The following is a 22,450-nucleotide window of genomic DNA, read 5'->3' as shown; positions in this document are numbered from 1 at the left end:
CTGCCCGGCCTGTCAGCCGGGCCTGACATTTAGAGCTTGTTAGAAAGAACGCCACCCAAGAGAATCTTTGGGTGGCGCTCTGCATTTCAGTGCCTTTTTGAACGCGCTGTTTTACCCAAGCGATATTCTCAGCAGCTTCCATGTTGAAATGTAAGTCTGCGATGTCTCTGTTGCTTGCTGATCCCTGTTCGCACCTTGCTGCCTAGCATAAGAGCCCCAGAGTTCTTTCAGCGGGGAAAAGCAGGCGAATCTTTTCCTTTGTCTCTCGGGCGTCTGGCGTTAGGCTTATGTTAAGCCTCTGCAATTTCTTGATTTTGGCCGACCACAACACTGTAGCTGGAGAACGTTTATGGGTAAGAGAGACGATCTGATCGCGCAATATGCTGATGATCTGAAAAACAAATGCGGTATGGAACCCGATATGGACCTGCTGACCAAGGTCACCATTGGTTGTGGTCCTGCGATCTATAATGCCGACGCCTCCACCGTTGCCTCCAGCCAGGAGAGCGAGCTGGAAACCGTAAAAGACAACTTCCTGATCAAAAAGTTGGGCTTGGCGGACGGGCCAGAGCTGATGGAAGCCATTGGCAAGGTTGTTGAGACCTATGGCAAATCCGAGCGCAACAAATATCGCGCCGTCGTTTACTACATGCTTACCAAGCATTTCGGCAAAGAATCCGTCTACGGCTGAGGTGGATTTGTCAGTATTTATATCCTAATATACTGTTTTAATTGTTTAAATTTCAGGACTTTAGGATCCAGACACCCGGCAATATTGCCGGGTGTCTTGCATTTGAATGGTATTGTCCGGGCATTGGGTTTGCCAAAACAACTGCAAGTAAGCTACCACAGAGAGACCAGCCAGGATGGCTAGGACGGAATTTTCATACGCGTGTGGTGGACTGTGGAGCACGCGGGGTGGAAGGGAAGATCCTACTGTTTGGTTGGATCTTCCCTTTTCTATTTTAAAGGCTTTGGGGCGCTGTAGTGACAGCCGACCCTGGCGCGGTTTTGCCCGGCCTGGTTGTCAGAACAGCGACAGCACCAGGCCGATAACAGCACAGGCCAAGGTGGCATAGCCACCATCAATCACTGTCAGTTTGACCGGGCGCCCTGCATACAGGTTGTTCAGCGCAATCCAGGGCGTGATGAAGAACAATCCCACGCCAAGCCCAGCCACAAACCCGGCCCCGGCGCTGTTGATTCCCGATATGGTAAAGACATGGCGCATCATGCCAGCGACAACCAGTTGCAACACAAAACCGATCGCAAATGTCAGCGCAGTCTGGCCGCTTTCAGGCTTGCCATCGGTGCCGCGCCTTATCCCGGCGGCGACCATCCAGGGCTCTGCCAGGATTCCGTAATATACCGCGCCCAGGGCAAAACCTGCTGCGGCGGCCACCAGAACATTCAGAATTTCCACAGTTACTCTCCCATAACCAGATCAGGTCTTGGTCAAGATTGGCAGATCAGCCCGCTTCTGTCTGCCCCATGGCACAGACCAGCTGCCATTCCTCCGGGCTGACCGGTTGCACCGACAATCGGGAGCTCTTGACCAGACTCATCTCTTCCAGGCGCGGGTCCGATTTGATTTGATCCAGGGTCACGGGCTGGGAAAAGCTGCGAACAGCCCTGATATCGACGCAGTCCCAGCGGTCATCCTCGGCAGTACTGTCGCGATGTGCTTCGGCGCAGACCTCAACGATACCCACCACCGCTTTCTCTTTTTGCGAATGATAGAAAAAGCCCCGGTCGCCCAGGGCCATCTGGCGCATGAAGTTGCGGGCCTGGTAGTTGCGCACGCCGTCCCATTCCTCGCCCTGCCCGCCCTTGTCGATCTGGTCTTGCCAGCTCCAGGTCGAAGGCTCCGATTTGAACAGCCAGTAGCGCATCAGCCGATGACTTTCTTCCAGGTGATCAATTCAACCGCCTCAAACAGACCGGCCTTGTTATACGGGTCCTCTGCGGCCCATGCCTCGCCCGCGGCCATATCCTCAACGTCGAGGATAACCAGTGATCCGGCCATTTCACCGTTTTGGTCCAGCAGGGGTCCTGCCTGTGCAACAACGCCGGTGTCTTCAATATAGGCAAGGTGCGCGGCGCGGTTGTCCACGCGGGTTTGCAGGTGATCCGGCTTGTCACGGGCGATCAGGGCTATCAGCATATTATTCCTCTTTCAAAGGGCGTGCCAGCAGTTGAGCGCTGGCAGTGGCAATCGTCAAGTCACCATTCAGTAACCCAACGACGGTCTCGGTCAGGGGCATATCCAGCCCCATGGTTTTTGCTTTGGCAGCGGTGGCGCGCGCGGTGGCGGCACCTTCGACGGTGATGTTTGGATCAAACCCGTCGCCCCGGCCAATGGACAATCCCAATTGATAGTTGCGCGACAGGGGGGAACTGCAGGTCAGGGTAAGATCGCCAAAGCCTGAAAGCCCGGCCAGGGTTTCCGGCTTTGCCCCACAGGCCAGCGCCATACGCTGCATTTCGGCATAGCCCCGTGTCATCAGGGCGGCGCGGGCGCTCTCGCCCAATCCGGCGCCAATGACGGCGCCACAGGCAATGGCGATGATGTTTTTCAGCGCCCCACCCAATTCGGCGCCGCTGGTGTCGGTGGTGCGGTAAAGCCGCAGATTGGCGGTGGTGAGCTGCTGTTGCAGCTGGTGACCCAGCTCGGCATCACCGCAGGCCAGAGTCAGGGCCGTGGGCAGGCCCCGGGCAATATCAGCGGCAAAACTGGGGCCGGTCAGCAAGGCGGGTTTGGCAGCGGGCAGGACTTGGCTGATTACCGAAATGGGGCCAAACCCGGTTTCCAGCTCTATCCCTTTGCAGCAGGCCACCAGCACCTTACCCGTCAAATCGGCGCGATGGGCCTGCAGAACGGAGCGCAGTTTTTGCATGGGGACCGCCAGCAGCAGCACCTCTGCCTCGGTCGCCTGGCTGAAATCACCGGTCGGGGTTAAACGCGCTGGCAAAGGGACATCGGGCAGGCGCGCTGTGTTGCAGCGCTGCCGCTGCATATCCGCCACCTGAACACTGTCGCGGGCCCATAGGGTAACTGGCGTTTCCTTTGCCAGGGAAATGGCCAGGGCGGTGCCAAAGGCGCCGGCGCCCAGCACGGAAATTGTCATGCCTTGGCTCCTTTGCGGCCTGATCCCAGCATGGCGGGGCTGGTTTGATCCAGCGGCCAACGGGGGCGGGCGGTCAGATCCATGCCGTCACGCGCCCCGGCCCGGAACCGCTCTAGACCTGCAAAGGCGATCATTGCGGCATTATCCGTACACAAGGCCAGCGGAGGCGCGGTAAACTGGGTGTTCAGCTCGTCACAAACAGTCTCTAACGCGGCGCGAATGGCGGTATTTGCCGCCACACCACCGGCCACGGCCAAGGTCGGCGTGGTGGGGTTTTCCGCCAGATAGATGGCCAGCGCCCGGCGGGTTTTGGAGGCCAGGACATCCGCCACAGCCGCCTGAAACCCAGCACAAAGGTCGGCGCGGTCCTGCCGCGTCAGGCCGGATTTTTCATCGACAATCTGGTCGCGCATCCGCATTAGCGCTGTTTTTAGCCCGGAAAAGGACAGGTTGCAATCCTGCCGCTGGATTAGCGGGCGGGGAAAGCGGAAGCGTTTGGGGTCGCCCGTCTCGGCCTCTTTTTGCACCGAAGGACCACCGGGCTGCGGCAGGCCCAGCAGTCGCGCGGTCTTGTCAAAGGCCTCGCCTGGGGCGTCATCAATGGTGCCGCCCAGCCGGGTGAAATCCTCGGGGCCACGGGCGATTAGATATTGGCAGTGACCACCAGAGACCAGCAGCATCAAATAGGGATAGGCCACATCATCGGTCAGCCGCGGGGTCAGGGCGTGACCGGCCAGATGGTTGACCCCCACCAGCGGCAGACCGGTGGCGGCGGCAATGCCCTTGGCGCACATTACGCCAGACATCACCCCGCCAATCAGTCCGGGCCCGGCGGTGACGGCGATGGCATCCAGATCCTGCAGGGTTACCCCGGCAGCCTGCAGTGCATCTACAACGCAGAGATCCAGTTTTTCCGCATGGGCGCGGGCGGCAATTTCGGGGACAACACCGCCAAATGCGCTGTGTAGTTCGGTTTGGCCAAAGACGATGGAAGATAGCACCTGGGCGCGTTTACCCGGCTCTTGCCGCACCACGGCGGCGGCAGTATCGTCACAGCTGCTTTCCAACCCCAAAAGTGTCAGGCTTTGTGTCATGGTCTACCCGTTGCATCAGATTGCTGGTGGAGCTAGCACCTATACGTGATGCAAACAATCCCAGGAGCCCAAAGCATGCCTGACGCCCCGGTCTCTGGATCCCGTAGCAAAATGCCCAAGGTTGCCCTGTTGATGACGCGGCCACAGGAGGGCTCTTTGCGGTTTGTAGCGCAGCTGCCTGCGGAGATTCTGGCACAGTTAGAGGTGATTCATGCACCGCTGATGCAGGTGACGCCGCTTGCCACAGCGGTTGATCTCACGGGCTACCAGGGTGTGATTTTCACCTCCGCCAATGGGGTGGCCGCTGCCCGTAGCGCACCCGCCGCGCTGCCCGCCTTTTGCGTTGGGCAGCGCACGACCCAAGCGGCTGAACAGGCAGGGTGGCAGGCGCGGTATTGTGGTGCCTCGGCAGCAGAGCTGATTGCGCATCTTTCCAAAGCCAGACCTGTCACGCCCCTGTTGCATCTGCATGGGCGCCATACCCGTGGCGATATAGCGCAAAAGCTGACCAGTGCTGGTCTGCCCTGTGAAGGGCAGGTGATCTACGATCAGCAGCTTTTATCGCCCAGCGAGGAGGCAAAGCAGCGCATCCTGGCGCAAGACGCCGTAATAGCGCCGCTTTTTTCACCACGAACTGCGCGGCATTTTGCCTGTCTGGGGCTGGATCAAGTTAATTTGTCTTTGATTGCGTTAAGTCAGGCCGTTGCGGCTGAGCTGAAGGGTTTGAACTACAAGGACTTGCAGGTAAGTAGGACGCCAGATGCCAGTAGTATGGCTGTGATGGTCCGCGATGCCGCAGTTCGATTGACGCACCTTGAGGGTGGCAATCCGGCGCAGTAGGGTCGGGGCATTGTAGGGCGTTTAGGTGATTTGAGAATCGAGGGGAGGCCGGTGTGGCTGACAAGACAACTGCGGATGAAGTGACCAAGCCTGCGGCTGGCACGCAGGACCCTGGGGCAAAAGATGCACCAATCTCTGAAACAGAGAGCGCGGTTGCTGAGGATCAGATCACAGCCGAGGGGGTTGATCAGGACGCGGATGACGCGGTGATCTCTTCTGAGACTGAGACTGAGACTGAGACTGAGACTGAGACTGAGACTGAGACTGAGACTGAGACTGAGACTGAGACTGAGACTGAGACTGAGACATCAGGAGATCCCGACGAGGCCAAAGACCAGGAAGACGTGTCTTCCGACGCGACTGCACCCCCCGCAGCTCAGCCCGAAATTGAACGCATCATCGAAAAACGCGGTGGCTTCGGCGCGGCGCTCCTGGGTGGGGCTGTGGCCGCTGTCTTGGGCTTTGCGGTTGGTCAAGGCGGGCTTCTCAACTCGGTATTGCCAAGCAGCCTGCTGGGATCCGCCGGCTTTGATAAGGCTTCTTATGAGGCCGATATGGCGGCTCATGCAAAGGAACAGGCGGAGATCAAGGAGCAGCTTGCTGCGCTGCAGGGGCAATTGGGCGGTCTTGAGCTGCCAGATCTAGCGCCTTTGCAGACCCGGCTTGATGAGCTTGAAACTACTGTAGCAGCCCTGCGCGATGATCCGGCGTCCGGGTCTGCAAGTGCAGATGAAATTGCCGCTTTGACCGCCAGATTGGACCAGATTGAGGCGCGCCCGCTCACCGATGCGGCCTCCCCCGAGGCGGTTGCCGCCTTTGAGGGCGAGTTGGCCAAGCTGCAACAAAGCCTGGCCACCCAGCGGTCTGAGGTCGAAGACATGCTGGCCGAGGCCCGTCTTACGGAACAGGCAAGTTTGGAATCGGCGCGTATTGCCTCGGCGCAATTGGCCTTGGCCAAAATTCGCATCTCGCTGGATGCCGGCGGCAGCTTTGCCGCGCCATTGGCTGAGTTGCAGGGATTGCAGGTCTCGGTTCCCGCCGCCCTGTCCGGCAGCGGTGACGCCGGTGTGACCCCGCTGTCTGGCCTGCAGGCCAGCTATCCGGCCCTCGCCCGCGAGGCATTGGCCCTGGCGCGGCAGGACAGCGCAGGAAGCGGTAGCCTGATGGACTACGTCAACCGCCATCTGGGGGCCCGTTCGGTGACACCACAAGACGGCGACGGGGCGGACGCTGTGCTGTCCCGCGCCGAGGCTGCTTTGCAGTCCGGATCAATCGCCGATGCACTGGCAGAGGTAGAGACCCTGCCCGCGCCCGCCCGCGCAGCCTTTGCTGATTGGCTGGCCTCCGCGCAAACTCGTCTGGCAGCGATCGCCGCTGTTGATCAACTGGCCCAAAGCCTGAACGCAAAATAAGGAAGCCGCCATGCTCTGGTCATTGTTGAAAATTCTGGTCTTTGTTGCCCTCGTGGCCTTGCTTGCCTTTGGAGCGGGTATTCTGATGGAAACTGCAGGCGGGGTGCAGATCACCGTGGCGGGGACCGAATACACCCTGGGGGCGCTGCAATCGGTGCTGGCGCTGGGTCTGTTGGTGCTGGGGGTCTGGATCTTCCTGAAGCTGCTGACCCTGCTGATCGCCACGCTCAAGTTCCTCAACGGGGACGAAACGGCGATGTCGCGCTATTTTGACAAGGGACGCGAGCGCAAGGGCTATCAGGCGCTGTCCGATGGTATGATGGCGCTGGCCTCTGGCGAGGGGCGTCTGGCGCTGACCAAGGCGTCAAAGGCGGCGCGGTATCTGGATAATCCGGAACTTACCGACCTGTTGACGGCGCAGGCGGCGGAAATGGCCGGCGATACGCATAAGGCCGCAGAGGCCTATAAGCGCCTGCTGAGCAATCAGACCACCCGCTTTGTCGGGGTGCGCGGCATCATGAAGCAAAAGCTGTCCGAGGGGGACAGGGACACCGCGCTGCAATTGGCCGAAAAGGCCCTGGCATTGCGTCCCAAACACGAAGAAGTTCAGGACACGTTGCTGCAGCTTCAGGCCCAGGCCGAAGACTGGGCGGGGGCGCGTAAAACCCTGTCCACCAAGCTGAAATCGGGCACGCTGCCGCGCGATGTGTTTAAACGTCGCGATGCGGTGCTGGCGCTTTCCGCCTCTCGTGGGGTCATCGACGAAGAGGCAACAGTCGCGCAGCGCGAGCAGGCCATTGAGGCCAACCGGCTATCGCCCGATCTGGTTCCGGCAGCGGCGATGGCGGCGCGGGCCTATCTGGCGCAGGGCAAGAAACGCAATGCAGTCAAGGTGTTGAAAAAGGCCTGGGAGGCACAGCCGCACCCGGACCTTGCCCATGTCTTTGCCGAGGTTGAGCCAGAAGAGACGCCTGCGCAGCGGGTAAAACGCTTTGACCAGCTGGCGCGGCTGAAGCCACAGGATGACGAAACCCGGCTGGTCATGGCCGAGCTGCATATCGTTGCCGAAGATTTCCCCGAGGCGCGCCGCGCGTTGGGAGATCTGGTGGAACGGGCGCCGGATGCGCGGGTGCTGACGCTGATGGCGGCGATTGAGAAAGGCGAGGGCGCTGACAATGCGGTGACCCAGGCCTGGCTGGCGCGGGCCTTGACGGCGCCGCGGGGGCCGCAGTGGCTGTGCAGCAACTGCAACCATATCCACGCCGATTGGGCGCCGGTTTGTGAACATTGCACCAGCTTTGACACCCTGAGCTGGCAACGCCCGGAAACCCCGGAGGTCGCCAGCGCCACCGGTGTCCATATGCTACCGCTGATCACCGGCGCAGCAGCTGCAAGCAACGCGGCCTCGGGCGCTGTGGTGGTGCAAGACATCGTTGATGTTGACGAGATCGACGCCAGCGCTGAGGCTGATAAAGCGGATGACAGCGCCGGTTCAGAAGAAGGCGGCGAGGCCCAAGCCAAAGCCTAAAGACTTCAGAAAGCAAACCGGGGGTGCAGGCGCGCAGGTGCCAGTTGTCCCCCCCCGGTTTCTTCCCCGTAAGCCATCTGTTTGGGTATAGTCCAGATTTACGCGGTGTAAGTCTGGACAGATACTGCTGGCTTGGCTCTGCTACCACCCACAGGGTTGTATGGGGAGGAACGCAATGAAATTTGACTATGTGATTGTCGGAGGTGGCTCTGCCGGGGCGACATTGGCTGCCCGTTTGAGTGAGGATTCTGCCACCACGGTCTGTCTGATTGAGGCCGGCGGTAAGGGGGACGGTATTCTGGTGCGCGCTCCGGCTGCGGTTGTTACGATGCTGCCGGGGCGACCCAAGATCAACAACTGGGCCTTTGAAACGGTGCCGCAGCCGGGGCTGAATGGCCGCAAGGGCTATCAGCCACGGGGCAAGGCCCTGGGTGGGTCGAGTGCCATCAATGCCATGCTCTATGTTCGTGGCCATGCCAAGGACTATGACGAATGGGCCGATCTGGGCTGTGACGGCTGGAACTGGGACGCGGTGTTGCCCTATTTCAAGCGTGCCGAAAATAACGAGCGCGGCGGCGATGCGGTGCACGGGGACAGCGGGCCGCTGCAGGTCAGCAATCAGAATTCCCCACGCCCCATCACCCGCGCCTTTGTCGAGGCCGGTCAGGCGCTGCAGATCCGCGAAGTCGCCGATTTCAACAGCGGCGATAACGAGGGCATTGGCGAATACCAGGTCACCCAGTTTCATGCCCAGGATAAGAACGGTGAGCGGTGCTCGGCGGCGGCAGCCTATCTGCATCCGGTGATGGATCGCCCCAATCTGACGGTGCTGACCAAGGCCCATGCCACCAGGGTGCTGTTTGAAGGCAAGCGCGCCACCGGCATTGCCTATCGCCAGGGGGGACAGGACAAAGAGGTCATGGCGGAGCGCGAGGTGCTGCTTTGTGGTGGCACGTTCAATTCGCCGCAACTGCTGCAACTGTCGGGCGTTGGCCGGGCTGAGGATATCGAACCACATGGCATCAAGATGCTGCACGAGCTGCCCGGAGTGGGCCAGAATCTGCAGGATCATCTGGATTTCACCCTGGCCTACAAAAGCAAGGATCGCGATAACTTTGGCATATCCCTGCCGGGCAGCCTGTCTTTGCTGAAACATATCGCCAACTGGCGGTCTTCGGGTCAGGGCATGATTGCCACCCCCTTTGCCGAAGGCGCGGCCTTTCTCAAGACCGAAAGCCATCTGGAGCGCGCGGATATTCAGCTGCATTTTGTCATCTCAATCGTGGATGATCATGCGCGAAAACTGCATATGGGCCATGGGTTTAGTTGTCATGTCTGTGTGTTGCGGCCAAAATCGCGGGGTTCGGTCGGGTTGACCTCCGGTGATCCCATGGCGCCGCCGCGCATTGATCCGCAGTTCCTGTCGGATCCCGAAGATCTGGCCGTGCTGATCAAGGGCGCACGCAAGACGCGACAGCTGATGCAAACCGCGCCGCTGTCGGGCTACATCCACAAAGAACTCTTTATCAAAGAAGAGCCGGATGACGCAGCGTTGGAGCAGCACATCCGGGCGCGCTCGGATACGATTTATCATCCGGTGGGAACCTGTAAGATGGGGCAGGACGACATGGCTGTTGTCGATCCGGATTTGAAGGTGCGGGGCCTGGCGGGGCTGCGCGTTGTAGATGCCTCTGTGATGCCGCGGCTGATAGGGGGGAATACCAACGCCCCCACCATTATGATTGCAGAAAAGGCTGCGGATCTGATCCGTGGCCATGCAGCGCTGGCTGCAGAATAATTTGGAGGAGACAGGCGAAATGCTTGGCAAGATGATGCACAATCCGCTGACGATCAGCTCTTTGATTGAACATGCGGGGCGCTATCACGGCGAAACCACAGTGACCTCAGTCGAAACCTCTGGGGAGGTGGTGCATTCCAGCTGGGGCGAGGTTGAGGCCAACGCCCGCAAACTGGCCGCCGCGCTGGAGCGCCTGGGCGTGGCCCAGGGGGACCGTTGCGGTACCATTGCCTGGAACAACCAGCGGCACCTGGAAATCTATTTTGGTGTCGCCGGCGCCGGTATGATCTGCCACACGATCAACCCGCGCCTGAAACCGGAGCAGCTGATTTATATCATCAATCATGCTGAAGATCAGGTGCTGTTCATTGATGCCACCTTTGTGACCGCGGTGGGTCAGCTGAAGGAGCACTTCAAAACCGTCAAACACGTCGTGCTAATGGGCCCGCGCGATGAAGCCGCCGCCGAGGCTGTGCCGGGTATCTTGTTCTATGACGAGCTGATTGCCGCCGAAGGTGATGCGTACAGCTGGCCAGAGCTGGATGAAAACATGCCGTCGAGCCTGTGCTATACCTCGGGCACCACCGGCAATCCCAAAGGGGTGCAATATACCCACCGCACCACCGTGCTGCACTCGCTGGGGGGCAACCAGCCGGATGGGCTGGCGATCTCGGCGCGGGATACGGTGATGGCCGTGGTGCCGATGTTCCACGTGAATGCCTGGGGCGTGCCCTATATTGCCGCTGGTGTTGGCGCCAAACTGGTACTGCCAGGGCCAAACCTGGACGGCGAAAGCCTGGTCAAGCTGATCGACGGCGAGCAGGTTACCCTGGCGCTGGGCGTTCCAACCATCTGGATGGGACTGTTGCAGGCACTGGAAAAGACCGGCAGCAAGGCCGAGAGCCTGACCCGCACCGTTGTGGGGGGCTCGGCGCTGCCAACGGTGATGATCCCGGCCTTCCGCGACAAATACGGGGTGGAGCTGATCCATGCCTGGGGCATGACGGAAACCAGCCCGTTGGGAACGATGAATCATCTGCTGCAAAAGCATCATGATCTGTCCGACACCGAAAAAGGCGCCATCCGCGAAGGCCAGGGCCGTCCACCCTATGGGGTCGAGCTGCGTATTGTCGACGAATCAGGCCATGTGCTGGCCAATGATGGGGAAACCCAGGGTGAGCTTCAGATCCGTGGCCACTGGATTATCGACACCTACTTTGGCCAGGACAAAAGTGCCCTGACCATGGATGGCTGGTTTGACACCGGCGATGTCGCCACCATTGACGGCGATGGCTACATGATTATCCGCGACCGCTCCAAGGATATCATCAAGTCCGGCGGCGAGTGGATTTCGACGGTGGAACTGGAAGATATTGCCATGTCGCACCCGCAGGTGGCGCAGGCCGCTGCCATTGCGGCGCAGCATCCCAAATGGGATGAACGCCCAGTGGTGATCGCAATCAAATCTGACGCGGATCTGACCGAGGCTGATCTTCTGGCCCATTATGAGGGTCGTGTGGCCAGCTGGCAAATCCCGGACAAGGTGGTTTTTGTGACTGAACTGCCGTTGGGCGGGACCGGTAAGGTGCTGAAGAATAAGCTGCGCGAATCGTTTGGCTCTATTCTGATTGCGTCCTAACAGAACTGACCTGCGCCCCAGCAGCCAAAGCCGGGGCGCAGGTCATCTACCTTTTTTGTCCGCAGCCCTGGCCCTAGTAGGGCACTGGGCTATGCCACCCCCCTGTTTATACGCCTTAACTGCCGGCAAGTTTAATTGTTAAGGGCCAGTTAGCACCCCACCTGATATTCCATGAGTGGGTGAAAAATAGTGGTGGTGGATATGAGCGCACAAAATGGAATGGCGCCTATTATCATCAAGAAGAAAAAAGTCGTTAGTGGCGGTGGCCACCATGGGGGCGCCTGGAAGGTGGCCTATGCAGACTTTGTGACAGCCATGATGGCGTTCTTCTTGTTGATGTGGCTGTTGAACGCAACAACTGAAAAGCAACGTAAGGGTCTGGCGGATTACTTTTCGCCATCGATTCCGCTCAGCCGGATTTCCGGTGGCGGTAATGGTGCCTTCCAGGGCGACAGTATGTTTACCGAAGACATCCAGCCGCAGTCCGGTACGGGGGCTTCTGACATCAATCCGATGGATGCGCAGAAAGCCCAGGGTCAGACCGGCGTCAGTGATGCCGAGAAAGCCGAGGAAGACAGCAAGTTCCGCGCCATCGAAGAGCAGCTTCAGGGCCGCGGTGGTGAGAGCATGGTTTCGGTTGAGATGTCACGCCACATCATTACGCGTGTCACCGATGAAGGTCTGATTGTCGAGCTGTTCGAGACAGACGGGGTCAATCTTTTTGCCGCCGGTGGCGCGGAGCCGACTCCGTTGTTCCGTGACCTGGTGCGCATGGTGGCGCGGGTGAGTGGCAGTGTGACCAATGACATTGCGATCAGCGGGCACATTCAGTCGCATCCGGTTGTGTTGGCACAGAATCCGGTTTGGGAAGTGTCTCATAACCGGGCAAATGTCACCCGAACTTTGCTCGAATCGGGTGGTATGAAATCCAGCCGAATCCATCGGATTACGGGGCACGCGGACAGAAAACTGGCAGTGAAAAATCCGATGGCGGTCCGGAATAACCGGGTGGAAATCATCCTCTTGCGTGAATGAACCCCATATAACTCACCCTCGGGCGGCGCAGTATAAATTGCATTTTATCTGTTAGCCGCCCGTTAAGTGCTGATGCGCTAGCTGTTGCTCCAAGAACGACTTATTGCAGCAGAAAGGCGCAACATGACCATTTCTTCCGCCCTGAATGCCGGTGTTTCCGGATTGAGTGCAAACGCGAGCTCTTTGGCCGCAATTTCGGACAATATCGCAAACTCCTCCACAAGCGGGTACAAGAGAGTAGAGACCGACTTCCAATCCATGGTGGTCGGCTCTTCTGGCGGCAGGTATTCTGCGGGCGGTGTTTCCGCCAGCAATATGCGCCTGATTGACCAGCGCGGACCTCTTGTCGGAACCAACAATGCAACCGATCTGGCTGTAAGTGGCCGTGGCATGTTGCCCGTTGCCTCCCTGACCGAAGTGCAGGGCGACAATGGGTCTCCAACCATGTTGATGACCACAACCGGGTCCTTCCGCACCAATGACGAAGGTTACCTGACGACAAAGTCAGGTCTGGTCCTGCTCGGCTGGCCTGCCAACCCGGATGGTACAGTTTCAGACGGTCCACGCGACACAGCCGAAGGGCTGGAGCCGGTTCAGTACAACATGAACCAGCTGACTGGCGAGCCGACAACAACTGTTGGTCTGGGCGTGAACCTTCCCGCCACTGATACCGAGGCCGGCAGCGCGGGTACTGTGCGCAACATGACGGTTGAATATTATGACAACCTTGGCAGCTCGCAGACACTGGGCATTACCTATACGCCAACGGTTCCTGCAACCGGCAGCTCGAACGAATGGACCATGCAGATCACCGATAGCGCCTCTGGCGGCGCGGTGATTGGCGAATACACCATGACGTTCAATGACAGTCGTACCGCGGGTGGTTCACTTGCCTCGGTCACGGCGGTTTCGGGCGGTGCCTATGATCCGGCAACCGGCAGCATTGTGGTCAATGTTGATGGCGGGCCGATGGAAATCAAAGTCGGCACCATTGGTGAGAGCGATGGGTTCACCCAGCTTTCCGATACCTTTGCACCGGCTTCGGTCACCAAAGACGGTTCTGAAGTCGGCACCATGGTTGGTGTCGAAGTTGACCCGCAGGGCTATCTCCGCGCCAACTATGATTCCGGTGCCAGCCGTGTGATTTACAAGATCCCACTGGTGGATGTCCCTAATTTGAATGGCCTGAAATCACTTGATAACCAGACCTATCTGCCCTCGTCGGACAGTGGATCCTACTTCTTGTGGGACGCGGGTGACGGACCAACAGGGGAAGTTGCCTCTTATTCGCGGGAAGAATCAGCCACCGATGTGGCGACCGAACTGACGGATATGATCAAGACGCAGCGGGCCTATTCTTCCAATGCCAAAGTGATCCAGACCGTCGATGAGATGCTTCAGGAAACCACCAACATCAAGCGATAAGCGTCGCTGATACTTTGACTCCGGCTTAGAAAGAGCGCCTGACATGTCTATCACAAGTGCACTTAACTCCGCGATGACCGGACTGACCGCGAATGCGCGGCTGTCCCAAGTAACTTCGGAGAACCTGGCCAATGCGCTAACGCCTGGCTACTCCTCTCAAAAGCTGAACCTGTCCACCAGCCAATATGCGGCTGGTGTCAGGATCGGGGATGTGGAGCGCAATGTTAATCCGGCATTGCAATCCACCACCCGCAAGGCGGAAGCTGAATATGCAAAGATCGGAGTCTACTCGGATTTCTATTCGCGGATGTCCAACTTTGTTGGCACCGTGGACGACAATATGTCGATCTCTACGCAGATCTCAAACTTTGACGCGGCATTGGTCGAAGCAACCTCACGCCCGGATTCAACCGAACGGTTGCACGATCTTTCGGTAAAGGCGGACTTGATTGTTCAATCCATTACTGACGCAGCCGACGGGTTGAACAATCAGCGGCTTGCAGCTGAATCCTCGATTGATCTGCAGGTTGACCAACTGAACAGTCAGTTGAAAGAACTGGAAAAGCTGAATGCCCGTATTGTTGTTGCTCAGGCGGCAGGTGGTAGCACCACAGCAATGGAAGATCAGCGAGATCTGTTGATTGATACTGTGAACCAGGCGATCCCGGTCAACGTCGTGCAGCGGGATCAGGGCCGGGTTGCTCTGTTCACCGTTGGGGGTGTCGCCTTGCTGGATGGTCGGGCATCAGAGCTGAGCTTTGACGCCAAGCGCACAATCGAGCCACAGATGACCCAGGACAACGGGTTGTTGTCAGGGCTGGAGATCAATGGTCTGGCGATGGATACCTCTATCAACGGGCCGTTGCGGGGCGGCACCTTGATTGCGGCCTTTGATATTCGCGACAATGTCGCGGTTGAGGCGCAGAATGACCTGGATGCCGTAGCCCGCGATCTGGTGGAGCGCTTCCAGGATCCGGCGTTGGATGCCACTATTGGCCTGACCGATGCGGGGATCTTTACCGACAGCGGCGGTGCCTTTGATCCTGCTGATACAGTGGGGCTGGCGGCGCGGCTGGAATTGAATGATCTGGTGGCCATGGACGGTCAGGCAGAAACCTGGCGTCTGCGGGATGGGCTCTATGCGGCCGCCGAAGGCGATCCTGGTGATGCCAGCCAACTGATCGCCTATTCCGAAGCCATCAGCGAAAACCGGACGGTTTCGACCACCAAGTTGGGCACCATTTCTTCGGATCTCAACACGCTGAGCGCCTCTCTTATGTCGCGGTTTGCCCGAGACAGTGACAGCGCCAACAATTCGCTAAGCTTTGCTGCCACCAGTTACACCGAGCTGGCTCAGGCAGAGCTTGCCCTTGGTGTTGATTCGGACGCCGAGCTGCAAAACATGATGCTCATCGAGAATGCCTACGCAGCAAATGCACGCATGCTGTCGACCATTGATGACATGATGGAATCTCTTCTGAGGATATAATGAATGATCTATAATTCCTACGGCGACCTGACCACTCATAGTTTCCTGCGCAATCGCAATGCGGAACTAAAGCTGGATCTGGCGACGCTGTCACAAGAAGTTTCCACAGGCAAAAAATCCAACCTGACAGCGGAGTTGGGCGGTGACTTTTCCTATCTGGCCGATATCGAAAACAATCTGAACCGGATCGAAAGCCAAACCGTCGCCACCAATGAGACCAAACTCTTCGCCCTGAGCATGCAGAGTAATCTGTCGCGTATTCAGGAGGGAACGCAGCTGATGCGTGACGACATCGTTTCGGTCTCCACCACGCTGAACGCGACCGACGCGGAGCAGTTCGCCAAGGAGGCCAGTCGTCAGTTGGACGCGGCAATCAGTTCATTGAATGGTTGGGCTGGTGGACGCAGCTTGTTTTCCGGCACGGCGACGGGAACATCACCGTTGAATGATGCCGACACAATGATGAGTGAACTGGTGCTCGAAACGGCCGGTCTGACCGATGCGGCCGATATTATTCAAGCGGTGAAAGACTGGTTTGCAGACCCCGCCGGATTTAACACGTTGATGTACAATGGGTCGACCACTGATCTTTCCCCGGTCGAAATTGGCGATGGCGAGACGGTATCGCTGTCTCTGCGGGCCGATGACCCGGACCTGACACATTCTTTGCAGAGCTTTGCGATCCTTGCCCTGATGGATGAACCCGGTGTGGCGCTGTCAGATGAAGTCAAAATCGACATGACCCGCGCAGGCATTACTGAAATGGCTGACAGCAGCTCTCGTTTGGTTGAGGCGCAGGCGGATATCGGCTTTATGGAATCTCAGCTCGAACGGGTCAGCACGCGCAATCAGGCCAGTAAAACCAGCCTCAGCCTGGCCTTCAACGACATTGTTCTGGCCGATCAGTATGAAGTTTCCTCCAAGATGAAGTCGACAGAGACCCAGCTGGAAATCCTTTATACGGTGACTGCGCGCAGCGCCCAACTCAGCCTTGTAAAGCACATGTGATGATGAAATTTTTTCGCCTTTTGATCGCCTGCCTGCTGCTGCCGACTTTGGCGCAGGCCAATGCAATTCGCCTTAAGGATCTTGTCGAATTCGACGGGGTGCGCGGCAACGATCTGGTAGGTTACGGCTTGGTTGTGGGTCTCAATGGTACCGGGGACGGGTTGCGAAACTCGCCCTTCACAGAAGAGATCATGACCAACATTCTGGAACGTCTCGGGGTCAATGTAACCGGCGAACAGTTCCGGCCGAAAAACGTGGCAGCGGTCTTTGTGACCGCAACCTTGCCGCCCTTTGCCCGTGTTGGCGGTACTGTGGATGTCACGGTGTCGGCCATTGGCGATTCCAAAAGCCTGCTGGGTGGCACCTTGATCATGACGCCGCTGAACGCCGCTGATGGTCAGATCTATGCGGTGGCGCAGGGGACCATTCTTGCGGGTGGGGCTGTTGCCGAAGGCGATGGCGCCAGCGTTACCCAGGGGGTTCCGACCTCTGGCAATATCCCTTCGGGGGCGCGGGTAGAGCGCGAGATCGGTTTTGATCTGTCGTCGCTGTCGACCATGCGTCTAGCCCTGCGGGAGCCGGATTTCACCACCGCAGAGCGGATCGAACGCGCGGTGAATGATGAATTTGGCCGTGGCGTTGCATTGATGCGCGATTCCGGCACTGTCGAGATCGACATCAAACGCACAAATGCACGCTCAACCGCCCATGCTGTCGGGCGGATGGAAAATCTTTTGGTGGAACCGCAGCGCAAGGCCCGTGTGGTGGTTGATCAGCGCTCCGGAACCATTGTGATGGGCAGCGATGTGCGGATTTCTCGGGTGGCGGTGGCTCAGGGTAACCTGACGCTACGGATCGAAGAGGCACCGTTGGTGTCACAGCCAAGTCCCTTTACTGATGGCGAAACAGTGGTGGTGCCGCGTACCAATGCAGCCATCGACGAGGAAGAAGGCGTGCAGTTGGCTGAGGTGCGCGAGACCACATCCCTGTCAGAGGTGGTCGCAGGTCTCAATGCGCTGGGCGTGTCGCCCCGTGACATGATCGACATCCTGAAAAGTCTGAAAGCCGCAGGTGCATTGCACGCCGAGTTTGTGGTGCGCTAAGCCACGACAGACTGCCTAAGCTACAGAAAGTCCCGGATCGTCGCAGACGGTCCGGGACTTTTGATTTTGAGGTTTTAGATCTTCAGATCACGCTGCCAATAGCGCAGCCCGCAGCATAAGGCATTACCCGACATCAAAACGGGTCACCGGCATCAACGCTGTCCCCATTGTGGAAAAGGATCTGCCATATCGGTCCAGGCATCGGGGTGGAAATCCGTTGTATCGACCAAGGCGTCATTCAGCCGGGCACTGATGGTTTCACGCTCCAGCCCGGCGCCAATGAAGACCAGTTCCTGGCGCCGATCCCCCCATGGCTCTACCCAGTTGCGGGCAATTTCAGCCTGTGCCTGTGGGTGATCTGGCAGGCGGTCTTGCGGTACCGAGGCCCACCACCGGCCCAGGGGAGCCACTGAAGACAGCGCCCCGGCGAGGCTGAATTCGGCCGCCCAGTCTGGCCGGGTAGCGATCCAGAAATGTCCCTTGGCACGGATCACCCCCGGGAGCGCGCCGTTCAACACCGCATGCAGTTTTTGCGGATCAAAGGGGGCACGGGCGTGAAAGGCGAAGGATTCGATGCCGTATTCTTCATCCTCGGGGGTGTGGTTGGCAAAGCCATACAGCTCTTTTGCCCACATGGGGTGTTCATGGGCGGTGTCAAAGTTGAACAGGCCGGTGTCGAGAATGGCATCAGCCGCCACGTCAGAGTGATCGGTGTCGATGATCCTGGCGTCACCATTCAGCGCGCGGATGATCTTGCGCGCGTTTTCTGTGCGGGATGCGCCTGCATCTGTAACCTTGTTGAGGATCACAACATCGGCAAATTCGATCTGTTCGGTGAGCAGGCTGACCAGACTGCGGTTGTCTTCTTCGCCCAGCGATTCGCCGCGGTCGTTGAGAAAGTCATGGCTGGAGAAATCCTGTAAAAGGTTCACCGCATCAACCACGGTGACCATAGTGTCGAGCCGTGCCACGTCAGACAGGCTTTGGCCCTGGTCGTCGCGAAAATCAAAGGTCGCCGCCACGGGCAGCGGTTCTGAAATTCCGGTGGATTCGATCAGAAGATAATCAAAGCGGCCTTCCTGGGACAGTTTGCGCACCTCTTTGAGCAGGTCATCGCGCAGGGTGCAGCAGATACAGCCATTGGACATTTCAACCAGGGTTTCTTCGGATCGCGACAGTTCGGTGCTCTCGCGGACCAGATCGGCATCGATGTTTACCTCAGACATGTCGTTGACGATGACGGCAACCCGCCGCCCATTGCGGTTGTTCAAGACACGGTTGAGCAATGTGGTTTTGCCTGCCCCAAGAAAGCCGGACAGAACGGTGACGGGAAGGCGGGTATCGGATTGGGAGGTGTCGCGCATGGAACATGGATCCTCGGCTTTTTGCTAGGCGGGTAAAAGGGATGAATTATCTAATGATGTTATATCATAACATTTGCAAGAAAATTCTGTACCGCCAAAACAATCTTGGGCAAAGACCAGCGCACACAGGACAACAGCCCCGGCACTGGGGCCGGGGCTGTAAGCGCAGAATGCTGGAGGCACCCTGTGGGATTTATGTCTTATTTTAATGGCTAGGGATAATAGCTGCGCACCAGGGCAGTTGCGATCAGGCTCCAGCCGTCGGCGACCACAAAGAACGCCAGTTTGAACGGAAGCGAGACCACCGCCGGTGGCACCATCATCATCCCCATCGACATCAGCACCGCAGCCACCACAAGGTCGATCACCAGGAAGGGCAGAAAGACCAGAAAGCCAATCTGAAAAGCGCGGGCAATTTCAGACAGCAGAAAGCTGGGGATCAGCACGGAAAGCGGTGCCTCCGGGCTGGGATTCATGGCTTCCATGTCTGGGCGCAGATCGGAAATCGCATAGAAGGTATCGGGATCCAGACGATTGGCCATAAAGGCACGAAATGGTTCCAGCCCCCGCATCAGGCCGGTTTCAATGTCGATCTGTTCTTCGATCAGGGGACTGATGCCGACCTGCCAGGCCTCGGTAAAGACCGGTTCCATGACAAAATAGGTGAGAAACAGCGCTAGGCTGATCATCATCATATTGGGTGGCGCCTGCTGCAGGCCCAGACCCTGGCGAAGGATCGACAGAACCGTCACCAGGAATGGGAAACAGGTGATCATGATCAGCAGACCAGGGGCCAGGCTGAGCACGGTGATCAACAGGATAAGCTGGATCGAACGGGCCGAGATAGATTGCCCCTCGGCGAGCGACAGGCTCAGCTCCTGCGCCATTGCCGCCTGCGGCAGCATCAGGGCTGCGCAGGAAACAACAAGAGTGAGGATTAGGGCTGTGCGTGTCATCCCAGGCCGTTTTGCAAATCGGCGATCTCGGTCAGGCGAACCGCCAATTGACCAGCCTGATCGCCTTCCATTTCTTCGAGCTGACCCCGGGCGACCAAACGGTCCCCGACATATAGGTCAACGGGATCCTCGACGCGTTTATCCAGCGCCAGAATTGAGTTCTCACACAGACCCACGAGGTCGCGGACCAGGGGGCGGGCCTTGCCAACTGAAACCACCACCTCGACGGGAACAGAAACAAATGGGTTGCTGGCGTCGGTGGCCTGCTTCTTGAGATCGTCGGCGTCATCCATACTGGCTGTCCTCTCTAACGTGGTAGGTGAAGGCTTCTATTGAGTCCTGAATGGATTCAACCAGCCCCGAACTGTTGATTTCGCGTTCCGAAGTTCCGGCCCGCAGATAGGCCTGCCCCGGTGCCAGGTTTTCGTCTTCCTGGACCTGAACCGGAGTGGCAAAAGAATCGGGTAGCAGGGAGCGCACAGCAGTCCCCTCCCCGGGCGACACAAAGATGCTCATCGGTTGATCCGTGTGCATCTTGGCCATGTCGGTCATTTGATCGACGATATGGTGGCCAAAGGTCGCTGCCATGGTATCGGGCAGCACCGCACTGGTCAGGACCTTGAACATAGGGTCCAGAGATTCGATCAGCTGTGCCTGCGCTTCTTTGTAGGTGAAGTTCAGATCCTCCAGCGAACTCGTCAAAGTGGCTGAAATATGTGCTGTCTCTTTATCCTTGGCCGTCACCGCATCGTCCCAACCGGCGCTGTAGCCCTTTTCATAAGACACAGCCCGTTCTTCCTCGATCAGCTCTTCCGAGAGTTCCGGGAAATCCGTTTGTTGAACAAAGGTTGCAGGACCAAAATCTTCTAGCAGGTGGGTAATTCCCATCAGACCCGTTCCTCATTTTCTTCCAGCCATCCGCGCAGGATCTGGACAGTTTCTTCTTGGCGTTCGCCAATCATTTCACGCAGGCGATCAACCGGGTTCTCGCCGCCACCTCCGAGGGCTGGCAGGCCACCCATGTCGCCCATGCCACCCATGTCGCCCATGCCGCCGAACTGGCCGCCGCCATCCTGAATTTCACCATCCAGGGCGATATTGGAGCCAAGGTCCGGGTTCATCATAAAGTCCCCCATACCAGGTGCTGTTCCCATGGCGGGCAGGTCAGGCAGCCCCCCCATTGGATCCATACTCGGGGCGCCAAGCGCTGGAACGCCTTCGCTTTTTCCTGCCAGAATTGGCCGGACCACAAAGAGACCGAGAATCAGGGTCACAATGGCAAGGGCTGCCATCTGAATAAGCCCCATGGCGTCAAAGTAGACGTTGTCCATAAAGGAGGAGGTGGCCTCGGTGCCCTGGGGTTCGATGCTGGGCAGATCCATCGACTTGAGGGTAATGACATCGCCGCGGGCCTCGTCAAACCCGATCGCCGCCGAGATCAACTCGCGCAGGGCGCCCAGCTCTTCTTCGGGGCGCGGTTCAAACACAGATTCGCCCGCGTCATTGGTTATCGTCTGACCATTGATCAGGACCGCAACGGTCAGGCGTTTGATTGCACCTGGGCCGCGGATGATTTCCTTTTCGGTCTCGGAGATTTCATAGTTCACTCGCTCACGCGTTGCAGTGGTGTTGTTCTTTGACCCCTGGCCCGAAGCGGCATCCCCATCCGGAATATTCGAGGCCACGGTGACCTCGCCGGATTGGTTGCTGGACACATCGGCACGTTCTTCGACATCTGTACTGATGGCGACACGGCTGGCGGGATCAACATGCTTTTCGCGGATCGATTCGGTGTCGGTGACGGTATCGACGCTGACCTCGACCACGGCATTGCCGTGACCCACGCGGGCCTCAACCAGGCGCATGACCCGATCCCGAATCGATTGTGAGCGATCATCGGTTCCAGCACCGGCAGCAGCCGCGGCTTCAGGAGATCCGATCAAAGACCCATTGGCATCAATCACAGCAACATTATCCACCGCCAGTCCGGTGACGGCGGACGCAACCAAAAAGCGAATCGCATTGGCCTGGGCTGGGGTAATCGGGGATCCCAGAGGCACGACGGATACGGAGGCTGTTGGATCCACAGTGCGTTGAAAAGGATTGGCGCCAGTATTGGCAATATGGACACGGGCCTGGCTGATATGGGGGCTGGCAACGATGGTTCGGGCCAGCTCTCCTTCTTTGGCGCGCCAGTAGGCCGCATCAAACATCTGCGATGTTGTACCAAACCCGGTTAGCGAATCGAGCAGTTCGTAGCCACGACCGCCATTTGCAGGCAGGCCTTCGCTGGCCAGTGTCATGCGCAGCTCATCGCGGCGATCAGCGGGGACATATATAGAGCCACCGCGAACTTCGTATTGTGTATTGGCCTGTTCCAGTGACCGTACTACATCCCCAGCCGAGCCAGCTTCGAGCCCAGCATAGAGTAATTTCATGGTTGGCTTGCTCGCCACATGGGACATGGCAAACACACTCGCAATCACCGCTACTGTGGCGCCAACCACAATGAGCCGCTTACGCGTATCCAACCCGGTCCAGACATTCTTGATCTGCTGCACTTTAACCTCCGTCGCACCGGCATTCTGTCCGGCGTGATCCCTTTTTGACCGAGGGGCCTTAACATTCGGT

The 22,450-nt window shown here is 58.2% G+C and carries 21 protein-coding genes; 11 read left to right on the top strand and 10 right to left on the bottom strand.

The features are described 5' to 3' along the window. Positions 1-349 precede the first annotated feature (349 nt). A complete protein-coding gene (locus tag QZ268_RS05615) occupies positions 350-691 on the top strand; it encodes a DUF2853 family protein (RefSeq protein ID WP_295449324.1) in 342 nt (113 codons plus the stop codon). A 336-nt stretch (positions 692-1,027) separates the two neighbouring features. On the opposite strand, the gene QZ268_RS05610 is transcribed toward QZ268_RS05615, so the two are convergent. The 5 genes from QZ268_RS05610 to tsaD are packed head-to-tail and all read right to left on the bottom strand — an operon-like array spanning position 1,028 to position 4,222. Further along, the gene (locus tag QZ268_RS05610) at positions 1,028-1,423 is read right to left on the bottom strand and encodes a DUF1761 domain-containing protein (RefSeq protein ID WP_295449321.1); all 396 of its coding nucleotides are present in this window, start codon (positions 1,421-1,423) and stop codon (positions 1,028-1,030) included. A gap of 46 nt (positions 1,424-1,469) precedes the next feature. Continuing rightward, a complete protein-coding gene (locus QZ268_RS05605; protein WP_295449318.1) occupies positions 1,470-1,892 on the bottom strand; it encodes an EVE domain-containing protein in 423 nt (140 codons plus the stop codon). After that, complete coding sequence (locus QZ268_RS05600; RefSeq protein ID WP_295449315.1) at positions 1,892-2,164, bottom strand: YciI family protein; 273 nt, start codon at positions 2,162-2,164, stop codon at positions 1,892-1,894. Before QZ268_RS05600 ends, QZ268_RS05605 begins: the two co-directional genes overlap by 1 nt. Position 2,165: 1 nt before the next feature. Further along, complete coding sequence (locus QZ268_RS05595) at positions 2,166-3,128, bottom strand: NAD(P)H-dependent glycerol-3-phosphate dehydrogenase (RefSeq protein WP_295449311.1); 963 nt, start codon at positions 3,126-3,128, stop codon at positions 2,166-2,168. Continuing rightward, a complete protein-coding gene (tsaD, locus tag QZ268_RS05590) occupies positions 3,125-4,222 on the bottom strand; it encodes a tRNA (adenosine(37)-N6)-threonylcarbamoyltransferase complex transferase subunit TsaD (protein ID WP_295449308.1) in 1,098 nt (365 codons plus the stop codon). Before tsaD ends, QZ268_RS05595 begins: the two co-directional genes overlap by 4 nt. Before the next feature lie 75 nt (positions 4,223-4,297). Here tsaD and QZ268_RS05585 point away from each other — a divergent pair, with 75 nt between their 5' ends. The 10 genes from QZ268_RS05585 to QZ268_RS05540 all read left to right on the top strand — a co-directional run bounded on the left by QZ268_RS05585 (position 4,298) and on the right by QZ268_RS05540 (position 17,499). Then, positions 4,298-5,062, top strand: coding sequence for a uroporphyrinogen-III synthase (locus QZ268_RS05585; protein WP_295449305.1), 765 nt, complete (start codon positions 4,298-4,300; stop codon positions 5,060-5,062). Positions 5,063-5,115: 53 nt separating this feature from the next. Then, positions 5,116-6,474 carry a hypothetical protein gene (locus QZ268_RS05580; RefSeq protein WP_295449302.1) on the top strand — a complete coding sequence of 453 codons (1,359 nt, stop codon included), beginning with the start codon at positions 5,116-5,118 and terminating at the stop codon, positions 6,472-6,474. Between the two features lie 10 nt (positions 6,475-6,484). Next, positions 6,485-8,002 (top strand): heme biosynthesis HemY N-terminal domain-containing protein, encoded by a 1,518-nt coding sequence (locus tag QZ268_RS05575; RefSeq protein ID WP_295449299.1) that lies wholly within the window; start codon positions 6,485-6,487, stop codon positions 8,000-8,002. Positions 8,003-8,177: 175 nt separating this feature from the next. Continuing rightward, positions 8,178-9,800, top strand: coding sequence for a GMC family oxidoreductase N-terminal domain-containing protein (locus QZ268_RS05570; RefSeq protein ID WP_295449296.1), 1,623 nt, complete (start codon positions 8,178-8,180; stop codon positions 9,798-9,800). Positions 9,801-9,819: 19 nt separating this feature from the next. Beyond that, on the top strand, positions 9,820-11,439 hold the full coding sequence (locus QZ268_RS05565; RefSeq protein WP_295449293.1) for a long-chain fatty acid--CoA ligase: 1,620 nt from the start codon (positions 9,820-9,822) through the stop codon (positions 11,437-11,439). A 201-nt stretch (positions 11,440-11,640) separates the two neighbouring features. Then, positions 11,641-12,474 carry a flagellar motor protein MotB gene (locus QZ268_RS05560; RefSeq protein WP_295449290.1) on the top strand — a complete coding sequence of 278 codons (834 nt, stop codon included), beginning with the start codon at positions 11,641-11,643 and terminating at the stop codon, positions 12,472-12,474. Between the two features lie 123 nt (positions 12,475-12,597). Continuing rightward, on the top strand, positions 12,598-13,899 hold the full coding sequence (locus tag QZ268_RS05555; protein WP_295449287.1) for a flagellar hook-basal body complex protein: 1,302 nt from the start codon (positions 12,598-12,600) through the stop codon (positions 13,897-13,899). A gap of 43 nt (positions 13,900-13,942) precedes the next feature. Further along, positions 13,943-15,388, top strand: coding sequence for a flagellar hook-associated protein FlgK (gene flgK, locus QZ268_RS05550; RefSeq protein WP_295449284.1), 1,446 nt, complete (start codon positions 13,943-13,945; stop codon positions 15,386-15,388). A 3-nt stretch (positions 15,389-15,391) separates the two neighbouring features. Continuing rightward, on the top strand, positions 15,392-16,396 hold the full coding sequence (locus QZ268_RS05545) for a flagellin (RefSeq protein ID WP_295449281.1): 1,005 nt from the start codon (positions 15,392-15,394) through the stop codon (positions 16,394-16,396). After that, complete coding sequence (locus QZ268_RS05540) at positions 16,396-17,499, top strand: flagellar basal body P-ring protein FlgI (protein ID WP_295449279.1); 1,104 nt, start codon at positions 16,396-16,398, stop codon at positions 17,497-17,499. The genes QZ268_RS05545 and QZ268_RS05540 overlap by 1 nt, the downstream gene beginning before the upstream one ends. A gap of 152 nt (positions 17,500-17,651) precedes the next feature. Here QZ268_RS05540 and QZ268_RS05535 read toward each other — a convergent pair whose 3' ends face one another. The 5 genes from QZ268_RS05535 to fliF all read right to left on the bottom strand — a co-directional run bounded on the left by QZ268_RS05535 (position 17,652) and on the right by fliF (position 22,380). Continuing rightward, a complete protein-coding gene (locus QZ268_RS05535; protein WP_295449276.1) occupies positions 17,652-18,863 on the bottom strand; it encodes a GTP-binding protein in 1,212 nt (403 codons plus the stop codon). Between the two features lie 212 nt (positions 18,864-19,075). Then, a complete protein-coding gene (fliP, locus tag QZ268_RS05530) occupies positions 19,076-19,819 on the bottom strand; it encodes a flagellar type III secretion system pore protein FliP (RefSeq protein WP_295449273.1) in 744 nt (247 codons plus the stop codon). Further along, complete coding sequence (locus QZ268_RS05525) at positions 19,816-20,112, bottom strand: FliM/FliN family flagellar motor C-terminal domain-containing protein (protein WP_295449270.1); 297 nt, start codon at positions 20,110-20,112, stop codon at positions 19,816-19,818. Before QZ268_RS05525 ends, fliP begins: the two co-directional genes overlap by 4 nt. Beyond that, the gene (locus QZ268_RS05520) at positions 20,105-20,707 is read right to left on the bottom strand and encodes an ABC transporter ATP-binding protein (protein ID WP_295449268.1); all 603 of its coding nucleotides are present in this window, start codon (positions 20,705-20,707) and stop codon (positions 20,105-20,107) included. Before QZ268_RS05520 ends, QZ268_RS05525 begins: the two co-directional genes overlap by 8 nt. After that, the gene (gene fliF, locus QZ268_RS05515; protein WP_295449265.1) at positions 20,707-22,380 is read right to left on the bottom strand and encodes a flagellar basal-body MS-ring/collar protein FliF; all 1,674 of its coding nucleotides are present in this window, start codon (positions 22,378-22,380) and stop codon (positions 20,707-20,709) included. Before fliF ends, QZ268_RS05520 begins: the two co-directional genes overlap by 1 nt. Between the last annotated feature and the right edge of the window lie 70 nt (positions 22,381-22,450).

The sequence above is a fragment of the uncultured Pseudophaeobacter sp. genome (assembly GCA_905479575.1).
Classification (GTDB): domain Bacteria; phylum Pseudomonadota; class Alphaproteobacteria; order Rhodobacterales; family Rhodobacteraceae; genus Pseudophaeobacter.
This window is presented reverse-complemented; position numbering and strand designations above follow the sequence as displayed.

Coding starts and splice junctions, on each gene's coding strand:
- QZ268_RS05615 (WP_295449324.1), top strand. CDS start 350: ATGGGTAAGAGAGACGATCTGATCGCGCAATATGCTGATGATCTGAAA.
- QZ268_RS05605 (WP_295449318.1), bottom strand. CDS start 1,892: ATGCGCTACTGGCTGTTCAAATCGGAGCCTTCGACCTGGAGCTGGCAA.
- QZ268_RS05600 (WP_295449315.1), bottom strand. CDS start 2,164: ATGCTGATAGCCCTGATCGCCCGTGACAAGCCGGATCACCTGCAAACC.
- QZ268_RS05595 (WP_295449311.1), bottom strand. CDS start 3,128: ATGACAATTTCCGTGCTGGGCGCCGGCGCCTTTGGCACCGCCCTGGCC.
- tsaD (WP_295449308.1), bottom strand. CDS start 4,222: ATGACACAAAGCCTGACACTTTTGGGGTTGGAAAGCAGCTGTGACGAT.
- QZ268_RS05585 (WP_295449305.1), top strand. CDS start 4,298: ATGCCTGACGCCCCGGTCTCTGGATCCCGTAGCAAAATGCCCAAGGTT.
- QZ268_RS05575 (WP_295449299.1), top strand. CDS start 6,485: ATGCTCTGGTCATTGTTGAAAATTCTGGTCTTTGTTGCCCTCGTGGCC.
- QZ268_RS05570 (WP_295449296.1), top strand. CDS start 8,178: ATGAAATTTGACTATGTGATTGTCGGAGGTGGCTCTGCCGGGGCGACA.
- QZ268_RS05565 (WP_295449293.1), top strand. CDS start 9,820: ATGCTTGGCAAGATGATGCACAATCCGCTGACGATCAGCTCTTTGATT.
- QZ268_RS05560 (WP_295449290.1), top strand. CDS start 11,641: ATGAGCGCACAAAATGGAATGGCGCCTATTATCATCAAGAAGAAAAAA.
- QZ268_RS05555 (WP_295449287.1), top strand. CDS start 12,598: ATGACCATTTCTTCCGCCCTGAATGCCGGTGTTTCCGGATTGAGTGCA.
- flgK (WP_295449284.1), top strand. CDS start 13,943: ATGTCTATCACAAGTGCACTTAACTCCGCGATGACCGGACTGACCGCG.
- QZ268_RS05545 (WP_295449281.1), top strand. CDS start 15,392: ATGATCTATAATTCCTACGGCGACCTGACCACTCATAGTTTCCTGCGC.
- QZ268_RS05540 (WP_295449279.1), top strand. CDS start 16,396: ATGATGAAATTTTTTCGCCTTTTGATCGCCTGCCTGCTGCTGCCGACT.
- QZ268_RS05535 (WP_295449276.1), bottom strand. CDS start 18,863: ATGCGCGACACCTCCCAATCCGATACCCGCCTTCCCGTCACCGTTCTG.
- fliP (WP_295449273.1), bottom strand. CDS start 19,819: ATGACACGCACAGCCCTAATCCTCACTCTTGTTGTTTCCTGCGCAGCC.
- QZ268_RS05525 (WP_295449270.1), bottom strand. CDS start 20,112: ATGGATGACGCCGACGATCTCAAGAAGCAGGCCACCGACGCCAGCAAC.
- QZ268_RS05520 (WP_295449268.1), bottom strand. CDS start 20,707: ATGGGAATTACCCACCTGCTAGAAGATTTTGGTCCTGCAACCTTTGTT.